The following is a 12892-nucleotide window of genomic DNA, read 5'->3' on the forward strand; positions in this document are numbered from 1 at the left end:
CCCGGGTTTAGCCCCTGGTACGCCGGGCGCGCCGTGGCTGCGGCGATTCGTGTCGGTGGGGTGCGCGATGCCGAGGCGGGCCGGATAGGGTCGTGGGTATGACCCACCAGGTGCACGCCTTCGAACCGCCGGAGCGGTTCGTCGCCGGGACTGTCGGGGCGCCGGGGGAGCGCACGTTCTTCCTGCAGGCCCGCGGCGGCGGCAGGCTGGTCAGCGTCGCGCTGGAGAAGGTCCAGGTGTCCCTGCTCGCCGAGAAGCTGGAGGAGCTGCTCACCGAGGCGCAGCGTCGCTTCGGGGTGGACCTGCCCGAGCTGGCGCCGGTGATCGGCGACAACGAGCCGCTGGACACTCCGGTCGACGAGGAGTTCCGGGTCGGGACGCTCGGGCTGGCCTTCGACGTGGACACCGCGACCGTGGTGATCGAGGCGATCGCCGCGGGCGAGGTGGAGCCCGAGGTCGAGCTCGGCGACGAGGACGACGATGACGAGGACGACGACGAGGACGAAGAGCCGGACGAGGACCTGGATCGGCTCCGGGTCCGGCTCACCCCGCAGGCGACCCGCCAGTTCATCGAGCGGGCCCGGCGAGTGGTCAACGCGGGCCGGCCACCGTGCCCGCTCTGCGGCCAACCGTTGGACCCCGCCGGGCACCTCTGCCCGCGGCACAACGGTTATCACCGGTGACCTCGTCCGGCCTCCAGCCTCGCCAGGACGGCGACGCCGCGCTGCGGCTGCTGCGTGACGGCGTCCTGGACCTGGAGGGTCGCCTGATCGACGCGTCGAACACCACGCTGCGCGGCATTCTGACCCTGGACGGGCTGACCGCCCGCTGCGTCTACAAGCCGGTCCGGGGCGAGCGCCCCCTCTGGGACTTCCCCGACGGCACCCTGGCCGGTCGGGAGGTCTCGGCGTACCTGGTCTCCCGGGCCACCGGATGGGACCTGGTGCCCCCCACGGTGCTGCGGGACGGCCCGTTCGGCCCCGGCTCCTGCCAGCTGTGGATCGACGAGCCGGAGGACGCCGAACCGCTCGTCGGTTTCCTGCCCGCCGGGGAGTTGCCGCCGCGCTGGATCCCGATCGCCGCGGCCCGGGACGACGACGGCGCCGCGTACGCCCTCGCCCACGCCGACGACCCACGGCTGGCTCGGCTCGCGGTGCTCGACGCGGTGCTCAACAACGCCGACCGCAAGGGCGGTCACGTGCTCGTCGGTGCCGACGACCGAATCTACGGCGTGGACCACGGGGTGAGCTTCCACGTGGAGGACAAGCTGCGGACGGTGCTCTGGGGTTGGGCCGGCAAGCGGCTGCCCGCAGACGCCGTGGAGATGCTCGACGCGCTTGCCGGGCAGGTCGCCGGTGCGCTCGGCGCGGAGCTGGCCGACCATCTGACGATCAGCGAGGTGGCCGAGGTGGGCGCCCGGGTCGACCGGCTGCGCGAGACCGGCTGCTTCCCCCAGCCTCCGGAGGACTGGCCGGCGATGCCCTGGCCGCCCATGTGACCCGCTGTCATCTTGATCACCCGTGGGGCGCTCCGGCGTTGTCGCAGGGCTGGCTAGGCTGATCCCATGGAGTCTTGGGCGGGACACGAGGTGCCACGGCTGCCGGGCAGGGGCGAGCCACTGGCGTTGTACGACTCGGCGCGGCAGGGTGTCCACCCGAGTGAGCCGACCGACGCGGGAAGCATGTACGTCTGCGGCATCACCCCGTACGACGCCACCCACCTCGGCCACGCCGCCACCATGATCACGTTCGACCTGGTGCAGCGGATGTGGCGCGACGCCGGCCGCCCGGTGCGCTACGTGCAGAACGTCACCGACATCGACGACCCACTGCTGGAGCGGGCCGCCCGCGACGGCGAGGACTGGGTGGTCCTGGCGATGCGCGAGACGGCGCTGTTCCGGGAGGACATGGAGGCGCTGCGGATCATCCCGCCGGCGCACTACGTGGGCGCTGTCGAGTCGATCCCGGACATCGCCGACAAGGTCGAGGTGCTGCTCAAGGACGGCGCCGCGTACCAGCTCGACGACGGCACCGGCGACGTCTACTTCGACATCTCCGCCACGCCCCGCTTCGGCTACGAGTCGAACCTGACCCGCGAGCAGATGCTGGAGATCTTCCCCGAGCGCGGCGGCGACCCCGACCGGGCCGGTAAGCGGGACCCACTGGACCCGCTGTTGTGGCGCGGCACCCGCGAGGGCGAGCCGTCCTGGCCGGGCGGCGAGCTGGGCCCGGGCCGCCCCGGTTGGCACATCGAGTGCGCTGTGATCGCGCTCAACCTGCTCGGCGACCGGATCGACGTGCAGGGCGGCGGCAACGACCTGCTGTTCCCGCACCACGAGGCCTCCGCGGCGCACGCCGAGCGGCTCACCGGCCAGGCGCCGTTCGCCGAGCACTACGTCCACGCCGGCATGATCGGTCTGGACGGCGAGAAGATGTCCAAGTCCCGCGGCAACCTGGTCTTCGTGTCGCGGCTGCGCGCCGACAAGGTCGACCCGATGGCGATCCGGCTGGCGTTGATCTCCGGGCACTACCGCAGCGACCGCACCTGGACCGACGACCTGCTGACCGCCGCGCACGAGCGCCTGGCCCGTTGGCGGCGGGCCGCCGCCGCGCCCGCCGGGCCGTCCGGGGCTGAGCTGCTGGCCGAGGTACGCGCACGCCTGGCCGACGACCTGGACACCCCCGGAGCGCTGGCCGCAGCCGACCGCTGGGCCGAGGCCACCCTCGCCGGTGCCACCGACGACCCCGAAGCGCCCGCCCTTTTCGCGAACAGTGTCGACGCCCTCCTGGGCATCCGCCTCTGACAGCCCACGCGCGTGGCGCCGTGCGCCCGCGTTGATCGACTCGGTTTTCAGCCGAGTCGATCAGACGGCTCAGTCGGGGCCGGGGCGCGCCCTCGATCGGGTCACGGAATGAACCTCACCTCGGGGAAGGACCGGCTCGGGCCGCTCAGCAGGTGGCCGCCCCGGTGCCGCAGGTGCAGGTCGAAGAATGCCAGCGGGTACGCCTGCCCGATGCGGACCGCGCGGGCGGGGTCGAGTGCGCCGACCCAGCCGGCGAGCTCCTCGTCGCTCATCCCGATGAGCCGTGCCAGCTGCGGTATCAGCCACTGGTTGTCGCCGTAGGACGAGTGGATCGCTTCGTCGGCCTGGACGTTGAGTCGCCATCCGCGTAGGTGCGTGAAGAACTCGGCGACGGCGGGCTCCGCGGCCTGGGTGAACTCCGCCGTCATCAGCATGAACGGCCGGTACAGGTCGACGGTGGGCAGCGGCTGGGACTGCATCGGGGCGTCCAGGCTCAGCCCCGCTCGGATCCGCCGGTCGGCGCCCATGGTCAGGGCCGTCGCGGTGCCGCCCTTCGACCAGCCGAACATGCCGATCCGGCTCAGGTCGAGGGCGGAGCCCAGCCCGGCCGGCAGCGGCGCGTGGTCGACGTCGGGGTTGCCCCCGGCGGCGAGGTCGGCGATCTGGTCGAGGACGAACCGGACGTCCCGGGTGTAGGTCCAGGGGGTGGCATCAAAGTCTTCTTCCTGGACGGTGACCCGGCCGTCGGGGAATTCGCCGAACCCGTCGTACGTATGGTCCACAGTGACCACCACGTACCCGTGGCTGGCGAGTTCCTGCACCACGATGGTGGTGTCCGAACGGTGGCTGCCGGCGCCGTGCGAGTACAGCACCACCGGCATCCGTCGACCGGAGTGCCGCACCGGGGCGCCCTCGTGCCCGGCCGTCAACGGCGCCAGCGCGGCGTGGGGGTCGAAGCCGGCGGAGTCCAGCAGCATGCGCATCGAGGCAGCTGTCATCCACGGGGAGCGTGGGTAGCGCCGCTCGTTGCGGGCGGGATACCAGACGCTGACCATCAGTTCCCGATACCGCCCCGGCCCGGCCAGCGGTTCCGGCCGCGACCGGTCGACCAGATGCAGCGGCACCACACCCACGCGGTACGGCCCGGTCGGCCGGGGGAGAGTGAGCCGGACCGGACCCGAATCGGCGGTGGCCGCCGTGGCACGGCCGGCAACGCCCATCGGTACGCCGACCCCGACCGCCAGCGCGGCTCCGACAAGGCAGCGACGCGTCATCCCCCGTGCACCAACAGGTTTCACGGTTGGCATTGGTCCTCCCCTGGTTGCCCGACGCCGGAACAGGACTGCCCGGCCGTCAATACACCCGCAGTATATATACTGAGTGTATAGTTGCAACGATGGCGGCACGAGAATTCCCAGAGCCCACCCCCTCGCCCGTCGCCCGTCGCCCCTCGCCCGTCGCCCCGCGCCCCGCGCCCCGCGATCTTGCAGTTTCTGTCCTGGCTAAAGGTGCAAAGCCGGGCATAAGTACGACCGAAAGTGCAAGATCGCCGGGCCGGGCCGGGCCGGGCCGGGCGGGGCCGGGCCGGGCGGGGCCGGGCGGGGCCGGGCGGGGCGGGGCGGGGCGGGGCAGGGGCGGGGGCAGGGGCCGCGAGGTGACCGTCAGCCCAGGACCAGGCCGGGGTCGGGTTCCGGGTCGGGGGTCGGGCCGGGGATCTTGTACTCCTCGGTGAGGGTGGTCATCGGGCCCGGCCAGGTCGCCTGGGACACCTCGATCGGCTTGCGGTGCGCGTCGTATGCGACGTGCAGCAGGTGCAGCACCGGGGTGTCCGGCCGGATCTGGAGGGTCTCGGCCTCCTCCCGGCTCGGCTGGCGGGCGCTGATCGTGTCGGTCGCCGAGACGTACCGCCGTCCGGTGGCTTCCTCGGCCTCCTGGTAGAGCGGCCGACCGAACGCCTCGGTGCGCTCCAGCGAGGTGCCGTCCGTGTCGCGGGGAAGGAACCAGGAGGCGCCCACCTCGACGGGGGAGTCGTCGGTGCGGACGAGGTGCCGGCGGCAGAGCAGGTTGGTGCCGTCGGCCACGCCGAAGGCGTCGGCCACCTCGGCGGGGGCGGGGGCGTGCCCCACGGAGACGAGCTGTTGGCGGTAACGGGCGGCCAGGTCGGTGTGGTAGCCGCGGAAGCCGCCGTACCGGCCTCGGGAGAGGCGGTTGAGGCGGCGGCGGGTGCCCCGGACGTACGTACCGGAGCCGGGTTTGGTGATCAGAATGCCCTCGACCCGCAGCTGGTCGACGGCGCGTTGCGCTGTCTGCTTGGCGACGCCGAACATCTCGGCGATGGCCGGAATGGACGGTAGCCGCTCGCCCGGCCCCCAGTCGCCGCGACGGACCTGGGCCTTGAGCTGCGCGGCGATCTGTCGGTGCGGGAACTCGGCGGCCCCGGGATTGATCTGCACACCCGCCTCCTTGATCACATCTAGGTTCCTAGGATGCCCTAGCAGGTGTGACGGCGCTACCCCGGACACGCGAAAACGGGCCTCCGGACCACAAAAGGTCCGAAGGCCCGCAGCGGGACAGTGCTACCAGGAGCCGGCGGTGGGGCCGGCCGAACCGCCCCGGCGGCGCAGGTACTTCTCGAACTCCTGGGCGATCTCGTCACCGGTCAACGGGGTGATCCCCTCGTCACCAACCCGTTCTTCCAGCTCGCGGACGTACTCGCCCAGCTCGGCGTCCTGCTCGGCGGCGCTGCGCACCCGCTGCTCCCACTCGGCGGACTCCTCGGCCAGGTCGGCCATCGGCACCGGCAGGTCGACGACCTCCTCGACCCGGTGCAGCAGGGCGAGGGTGGCCTTCGGGCAGGGCGGGTTGTTGGCGTAGTGCGGCACGTGCACCCAGAACGAGACGGCGTCCACCTCGGCGCGGGTGCAGGCGTCGTGCAGCACGCCGACGATGCCGGTCGGACCGTCGTACCGGGTGGGGGTGAGCTGGTAGCGCTCCGCGGCCTGCGCGTCGGAGGCGCTGCCGCTGATCGGCAGCGGTCGGGTGTACGGCACGTCGGCGAGCAACGCGCCGAGCAGCACCACCCGTTCCACCTCCAGGCTGTGGCAGATCTCCAGCACCTGCTCGCAGAACGTCCGCCAGCGCATGCTCGGCTCGATGCCGCGGATCAGCACCACGTCACGGTCGGTGCCCTCCGGGCTGGCCACCATGAACCGGGTCGTCGGCCACTCCACCCGCCGGGTCTCCCCGTCGGCCATGGTGATGGTGGGCCGGCTGACCTGAAAGTCGTAGAAGTCCTCCGGATCCAGCTCGGCGATCTGCCGGGCGTTCCAGACCTGCTCCAGGTGCTCGACCGCGGCGGTGGACGCGTCGGCGGCGTCATTCCAGCCCTCGAACGCGGCGATCGCCACCGGGGACCGCAGCACCGGCAGTCCGTCGAACTCGGTCACGCCGTCACCTCACCCTGCTCGTCGCGGCTGGCGCCGGGACCGCGCCCGGTCGTCATACCGTGTGGCACGGCGGCGTCCCTGTTGTCCTTCACGTCCGTCAGCCTACGTGCAGGGCGAGGGTGCGGCCCGTCGGCCGCGCCGGTCGGCCGCTCCGGCAGCAGGTCATACCCGAACGAACCAGACAGGGTGATCCCCGTGACACAATAGGGGATCGCTCGAGGATGGTCGTGGAGTCCGGCCGAATCGCACTAACCTGAACGGGTGCGGACTTCATTGATGGATGTGCTGGCTGATCGCATTCTCATCGCCGACGGCGCGATGGGCACGATGCTTCAGGCCGCGGACCTCACGCTCGACGACTTCGACGGGCTGGAGGGGTGCAACGAGATCCTCAACGTCACCCGCCCGGACGTGGTGCGCGGAGTGCACGACGCCTACCTGGCCGTCGGCGCCGACTGCGTGGAGACCAACACCTTCGGGGCCAACCTCGCCAACCTCGCCGAGTACGACATCCCGCACCGCATCCGCGAGTTGTCCGAGGCGGGCGCCCGGATCGCCCGGGAAGCCGCCGACGCGGCCAGCACCCCGGCGCGGCCCCGGTTCGTGCTCGGCTCGATCGGGCCGGGCACCAAGCTGCCCACCCTCGGGCACGCCGCCTACTCGACACTGCGCGACGCCTACCAGGAGAACGCAGCGGGTCTGATCGTCGGCGGCGCGGACGCGCTGATCATCGAGACCTGCCAGGACCTGCTCCAGGTCAAGGCGGCAGTGGTCGGGTCGAAGCGGGCGATGGCCGAGCTGGGCCAGTCGGTGCCGATCATCTGTCACGTGGCCGTGGAGACCACCGGCACCATGCTGGTCGGCAGCGAGATCGGGGCGGCTCTCGCCGCGATCGAGCCGCTCGGCGTGGACCTGATCGGGCTCAACTGCTCGACCGGCCCGGCCGAGATGAGCGAGCACCTGCGCTACCTGTCGCAGCACTCCCGCATCCCGCTGTCGGTGATGCCGAACGCCGGCCTGCCGGTGCTGACAGCCGACGGGGCGTACTTCCCGCTGACTCCCGTGGAGCTGGCCGAGGCCCTGGAGCGGTTCATCACCGAGTACGGCGTGGGGCTGGTCGGCGGCTGCTGCGGCACCACCCCGGAACACATCCGGGTGCTGGCCGAGCGGCTGCACGGCGTCACCGCCACGGCCCGCGAGCCCCGGCACGAGGCGGGCGTCTCCTCGGTCTACCACCCGGTGCCGTTCGCCCAGGACGCGTCGGTGCTGATGGTGGGGGAGCGGACCAACGCCAACGGCTCGAAGGCGTTCCGGGAGGCGATGCTCGCCGGCGACTGGCGGGCCTGTGTGGAGATCGCCCGCAGTCAGGCGCGCGACGGCTCGCACCTGCTCGACCTGTGCGTGGACTACGTCGGCCGCGACGGCACGCAGGACATGCGGGAGTTGGCCGGCCGGTTCGCCACCGCGTCCACCCTGCCGATCATGTTGGACTCCACCGAGCCGAACGTGGTGGAGGCCGGGTTGGAGATGCTCGGCGGTCGCTGCGTGGTCAACTCGGTGAACTTCGAGGACGGTGACGGCCCCGAATCCCGGTACGCCCGGGTGATGCCGATCGTTCGCGAGCACGGCGCGGCGGTGGTGGCGCTGCTCATCGACGAGGAGGGGCAGGCCCGTACCCAGGAGTGGAAGGTCCGGGTCGCAGCCCGGCTGATCGACGACCTGACCGGCCGGTGGGGCGTGGACCGCTCCGACATCCTGATCGACGCGCTGACCTTCCCGATCGCCACCGGCCAGGAGGAGACCCGCCGCGACGGCATCGAGACGATCGAGGCGATCCGGGAGATCTCCCGCCGCTACCCCGGTGTCAACTTCACCCTGGGCATCTCGAACATCTCCTTCGGGCTCAACCCGGCGGCCCGGCAGGTGCTCAACTCGGTGTTCCTGCACGAGTGCGTGCAGGCCGGCCTGACCTCGGCGATCGTGCACGCCAGCAAGATCCTGCCGATGTCGAAGATCCCCGACGCGCAGCGCGAGGTCGCCCTGGACCTGGTGTACGACAGGCGTCGCGAGGGGTACGACCCGGTGCAGCGTTTCCTGGAGCTGTTCGAGGGCGTCGACGTGACAAGCGCCCGGGCCACCCGCGCCCAGGAGCTGGCCGCGCTTCCGTTGGACGAGCGGCTCAAGCGGCGGATCATCGACGGTGAGCGCAACGGCCTGGAGGCCGACCTGGACGAGGCGATGGCCGGCGGCCGGTCGCCGTTGTCGATCATCAATGACATCCTGCTGGACGGCATGAAGGTGGTCGGTGAGCTGTTCGGCTCCGGCCAGATGCAGTTGCCGTTCGTGCTCCAGTCCGCCGAGGTGATGAAGACCGCGGTGGCCTACCTCGAACCGCACATGGAGACCATCGAGGACGGCGGCAAGGGCCGCATCGTGCTCGCCACAGTGCGCGGCGACGTGCACGACATCGGCAAGAACCTTGTCGACATCATCCTGTCCAACAACGGCTACGAGGTGGTGAACATCGGCATCAAGCAGCCGATCAGCGCCATCCTGGACGCCGCCGAGCAGCACCGTGCCGACGCGATCGGCATGTCCGGGCTGCTGGTGAAGAGCACTGTCATCATGAAGGAGAACCTGGCCGAGATGGCTACGCGCGGGGTCGCGGAGCGCTGGCCGGTCCTGCTGGGTGGGGCGGCGCTGACCCGGGCGTACGTCGAGGACGACCTGCGGTCGACGTTCCCCGGGCAGGTGCACTACGCGCGGGACGCGTTCGAGGGTCTGTCCCTGATGGACCGGGTGATGACCGCCAAGCGCGGCGGCGCCCCGGTGATCGACCCGGAGCGGGAGGCGGCTCTCGCGGCTCGGCGGGCGCGCCGGGAACGTCAGCGCTCGATGGTCACCACGTCGCTGCCCGAGCTGCACGACTCGTCGGTCCGCTCCGACGTGGCCGCCGACGTGGCGGTGCCCACCCCGCCGTTCTTCGGCACCCGCGTCGTCAAGGGTGTGCCGATGGCGGACTACGCGGCGCTGCTCGACGAGCGGGCCACCTTCTCCGGGCAGTGGGGGCTGCGCGGCGCCCGGGGTGGCAGCGGACTTTCCTACGAGGAGCTGGTCGAGACCGAGGGCCGACCGCGCCTGCGGTACTGGCTGGACCGGCTGATCGCCGACCAGGTCCTTGAGGCAGCCGTGGTGTACGGCTACTTTCCCGCGTACTCCGAAGGCAATGACCTGGTGGTGCTCGACGAGAACGGGCACGCGGAGCGCGCCCGGTTCTCGTTCCCCCGGCAGCGGCAGGAGCGGCGGCTCTGCCTGGCGGACTTCTTCAGGCCCCAGGGCGACCAGCTCGATGTGGTCGCGTTGCAACTGGTCACCGTCGGCCAGCCGGTCAGCGAGTACGCGGCGAAGCTGTTCGCCCGCAACGAGTACCGCGACTACCTGGAGGTGCACGGCCTCTCCGTGCAGCTCACCGAGGCGCTCGCCGAATACTGGCACCAGCGCATCCGTGCCGAGATGACCCTGCCCGACGGTCGTCCGCTGGGGCACGACGACCCGGCGGACCTGGCCGGCATCCTGCACAACGACTACCGGGGCTGCCGGTACGCGTTCGGCTACCCGGCCTGCCCCGACCTGGAGGACCGGGCGAAGATCATGGATCTGCTCGGCGCGGACCGGATCGGGGTCGAGCTGTCCGAGGAGTTCCAGCTGATGCCGGAGCAGGCCACCGACGCGATCGTGGTCCACCACCCGGAGGCCAACTACTTCAACGCCAAGTGACGGGCGCAGGTGCCCTCAACTGCACCTGAGGTCGTCCGGGAGGCTGCTGAACCCTGAACAGGGCCCGGCGGTAGCCGGCGGACGGCCCTTCTCCTGCGACCTGTGCACCCACGCCATGATCTTCGCGAGCATCTTGGAAACGAAGGTACCGATGGCCGTGTTGGTCTAGCGCCCTTCGCCAGGCTGGGGGTGGACGTTGTTGCACAGTGGAGTTCGGCTGGTGACGGTTTCCGGTGAGGGGAGTGGACGTGATCAGCGAACGACTGCGTCAGGAGCTGCAACGGCAGCCTCGGTGGTGGCCTTGGGCGACGCTCGTGTCCGCGGGGTGCACGTTCGCTTCACTGCTGATCAGCGATCCTAGTCACCGGTTCGGCGGTGAGGTGCTGTACGTCGTTGTCCTGGCTGGGTCCGGTGCGCTGGTCGCCCTGTCGATTGTCCTGCTGGTTCTGCGGAGTCGGACCGGCGGGGTGTCCCGCGGGTCCTGATACCCGATCTGCGAGGAGGCCCTGACGCCAGGAAGCGCAGCTGGCATGAGTCGGAACGGTCGGTGGTTACGATCCGGACATGTTCCGTGCGGCGCGGCCTGACGACTTCACGCAGATCATTCGCCTCTACCGGCAGTTGAACCCGGACGATCCGGTGCTGGAGGACGGCTCCGACGTGGACGCCTTCCAACGGATCCTCGGTTCACCCGGGCTGCGTCTGTTCGTCCTCGATCTGGACGGGATTGTCGTCGCCACCACGTACCTCAATGTGATCCCCAACCTCAGCCGGTCGGCGTCGCCGTATGCCGTCATCGAGAACGTCGTCGTCGAGGAGTCGCGGCGGGGCAACTCCTTACGGGCGAGTGCCTGATGCCAGGGAGTGCCTCCGACTAGGTCACCCGGCAGGGTCGTGGGTCCGCTGACTGCGCTCCGGGATGCGTGACGGCGGTGCATGGCAGCGGTAGCGTGGCAGGTGGGGGCCCGCCGGCGTAGAGGCCGGCGGTGCTGCCGCCCAGTCCTCTACCTGGGAGCGGCACCATGGCACCACACGTCGACCCGCGCTTCGGCGCGGCCCTTCGCGAACTCCGAGAACGCCGCGGTTTGTCTCTGCGCGCACTCGGTGACCTCGCCCACCGCGGTAAGAGCCACCTTCAGCAGCTCGAGGCCGGCGCCAAAGCGGCCACCGCCGACACCGCCCGCCATCTCGACCAGGTTCTCAATGCCGGCGGTGCTCTCGTCGGCCTCGTCAACGCGCCCGTCGACCACGCGGCCGAGGCCGACGAACTGCGCCTGCGGGTTGCTGCCAGCGACGTCGGCGCCGACACTTTGGACGGCATCGAGCAAGGCGTCGATGACCTGGCGAGCGCCTACCCGACCACCGCGCCCGACCAGCTGCTGCCGATGGTGCGCCGGCACCTGGCCTACGTGGTCAGGCTCCTCGACGGACGGGTCACTCTCGCCCAGCAGCGGCGTTTGGTCGTCGCAGGCGGTTGGCTGGCGGTCCTACGCGCCACCGTGCACATCGACCTGCAGCAGCCGACCGCAGCGACGGCGCACTTGCGGGCAGCCGCCGATCTCGCCGGCCACGCCCAACACCCTGAGATCCGGGGATGGTGCCTCGAAACCAGGGCGTGGGAGGTGCTCACCCGTGGCGACTATCAGTACGCCGTTGACCTGTCCCGGCAAGCGCAGCAGGTGGCACCGAACGGCAGCTCCGCACACATCCAGGCCACAGCGCAGGAGGCCCGGGCCCACGCGCGGATGGGTGACGTGAGGGAGACTCGGCGGGTCCTGGGCCGGCTTGACCGGCTTGTGGCGAACCTCCCCGTGCCGGAGCAGGCCGAGCACCACTACCGGTACGACCCGGCGAAGGCCGCGGCCTACACGGCTACCACCCTGGCGTGGGCCGGTGATCCGAGTGCGGAGCAGGTCGCCCGGTCGGTGCTGCGCGAGCTTGACCCGGTGGGGGACGGCGGTGCCCGACCCCGCCGGTCGGCATCCGCCCGTCTCGACCTCGGGCTGGCCTTGATCGCCGCGGGTCGGCCGGATGAGGCGGGTGCCGTCGCTACCGAAGCCGTCACCTCGGGACGGGTAGTTCCGTCGAACTGGTGGCGGGCACGGGAAGTCCTCGCCCGGGTAGAGCACGCTGGCGCGCCCGAAGCCGCCGGCCTGCGCGAAGCATGTGAGGAATTCGGCCCCAGTCGACGTCCGGCAGCAGCGGACACGACGGCCGGTTAGCGGACAGTCACGTTCTGGATCAGGCCCCCCGCGCGGGTGACGCTGTCTTCGTAGGCGGACGCAACCCCCGGCGACACCAGTAACACCGGCGGTCCGCGCCCCCACGCGAGGGGAGGGCGCTCATGGGCAAGATAATCGGATTCTGGCGCCGGCTCGTCGACGGGCCGTCAACGCCGCCCGCCGAACCTGCAGGGCCGCGCCACCAGGAACGCGAGCAGGCTGCCGCGAAGGATCGACTGCTGATCCAGGCTCGCCGCCGTGCCGCCGAGCATCGTTACGACGGGCTGAACCGGTGACCGCCCGGACGATGCCCGCCCAGGGCACCCGGCTGTCGGTCCGACCCGGGGAGTGGCAGATCCGACCCGGGCAGCCCGGCCACACCTACCACGACATCCGGGTCGTGTCTGTCCACGATTCTGACGACCCCGCGTATGCCTGGGTGTACGGCCACGGGTTGGAGTGCGCGTGGGAGTCCGCCGACTGCACGGCGCCGTTCTGCTGGGAGCTACTGGTCAACGTGGACGTCCTGGTCGCCACGGCAGCGGGGGAGCGCTCGTGATCGCCCGGACCTTGACCCGGCCGGCGACGCAGCCTCATCGAGTACCAGGCGGTAGACGGCCGCTGCCCGCGCCGCGGAAAGTGGG

General features: G+C 71.0%; 11 protein-coding genes. 8 read left to right on the plus strand and 3 right to left on the minus strand.

Going from position 1 to position 12892, the window contains the following annotated elements:
* The first annotated feature begins 98 nt into the window (after positions 1 to 98).
* The 3 genes from ABZS40_RS25875 (at position 99) to mshC (ending at position 2803) form a co-directional block, all read left to right on the plus strand.
* Positions 99 to 683 carry a DUF3090 domain-containing protein gene (locus tag ABZS40_RS25875; RefSeq protein ID WP_354946093.1) on the plus strand — a complete coding sequence of 195 codons (585 nt, stop codon included), beginning with the start codon at positions 99 to 101 and terminating at the stop codon, positions 681 to 683.
* A complete protein-coding gene (locus tag ABZS40_RS25880; RefSeq protein WP_354946094.1) occupies positions 680 to 1498 on the plus strand; it encodes an SCO1664 family protein in 819 nt (272 codons plus the stop codon). Before ABZS40_RS25875 ends, ABZS40_RS25880 begins: the two co-directional genes overlap by 4 nt.
* Positions 1499 to 1564: 66 nt before the next feature.
* A complete protein-coding gene (gene mshC / locus ABZS40_RS25885) occupies positions 1565 to 2803 on the plus strand; it encodes a cysteine--1-D-myo-inosityl 2-amino-2-deoxy-alpha-D-glucopyranoside ligase (RefSeq protein WP_354946095.1) in 1239 nt (412 codons plus the stop codon).
* A 101-nt stretch (positions 2804 to 2904) separates the two neighbouring features.
* Here mshC and ABZS40_RS25890 read toward each other — a convergent pair whose 3' ends face one another.
* The 3 genes from ABZS40_RS25890 to ABZS40_RS25900 all read right to left on the minus strand — a co-directional run bounded on the left by ABZS40_RS25890 (position 2905) and on the right by ABZS40_RS25900 (position 6249).
* Positions 2905 to 4077, minus strand: a complete 1173-nt coding sequence (locus tag ABZS40_RS25890; protein WP_354946096.1) for an acetylhydrolase — start codon at positions 4075 to 4077, stop codon at positions 2905 to 2907.
* Positions 4078 to 4464: 387 nt separating this feature from the next.
* Positions 4465 to 5256, minus strand: a complete 792-nt coding sequence (locus ABZS40_RS25895; protein WP_354946097.1) for a GntR family transcriptional regulator — start codon at positions 5254 to 5256, stop codon at positions 4465 to 4467.
* 123 nt (positions 5257 to 5379) lie between these two features.
* Positions 5380 to 6249 (minus strand): PAC2 family protein, encoded by an 870-nt coding sequence (locus ABZS40_RS25900; protein ID WP_030332815.1) that lies wholly within the window; start codon positions 6247 to 6249, stop codon positions 5380 to 5382.
* A 261-nt stretch (positions 6250 to 6510) separates the two neighbouring features.
* On the opposite strand from ABZS40_RS25900, the gene metH reads away from it, so the two are divergent.
* The 5 genes from metH (at position 6511) to ABZS40_RS25925 (ending at position 12807) form a co-directional block, all read left to right on the plus strand.
* A complete protein-coding gene (gene metH / locus ABZS40_RS25905; protein WP_354946098.1) occupies positions 6511 to 10026 on the plus strand; it encodes a methionine synthase in 3516 nt (1171 codons plus the stop codon).
* Between the two features lie 564 nt (positions 10027 to 10590).
* A complete protein-coding gene (locus ABZS40_RS25910) occupies positions 10591 to 10881 on the plus strand; it encodes a hypothetical protein (RefSeq protein ID WP_354946099.1) in 291 nt (96 codons plus the stop codon).
* A 167-nt stretch (positions 10882 to 11048) separates the two neighbouring features.
* A complete protein-coding gene (locus ABZS40_RS25915; protein WP_354946100.1) occupies positions 11049 to 12248 on the plus strand; it encodes a helix-turn-helix transcriptional regulator in 1200 nt (399 codons plus the stop codon).
* Positions 12249 to 12370: 122 nt separating this feature from the next.
* Positions 12371 to 12544, plus strand: coding sequence for a hypothetical protein (locus ABZS40_RS25920; RefSeq protein WP_354946101.1), 174 nt, complete (start codon positions 12371 to 12373; stop codon positions 12542 to 12544).
* Entirely contained in the window at positions 12541 to 12807 is a 267-nt protein-coding gene (locus tag ABZS40_RS25925) for a hypothetical protein (protein WP_354946102.1), read from the plus strand. Before ABZS40_RS25920 ends, ABZS40_RS25925 begins: the two co-directional genes overlap by 4 nt.
* The last annotated feature ends 85 nt before the right edge of the window (positions 12808 to 12892 follow it).

The sequence above is a fragment of the Micromonospora sp. NPDC005324 genome, from assembly GCF_040607155.1.
GTDB lineage: Bacteria > Actinomycetota > Actinomycetes > Mycobacteriales > Micromonosporaceae > Micromonospora > Micromonospora trifolii.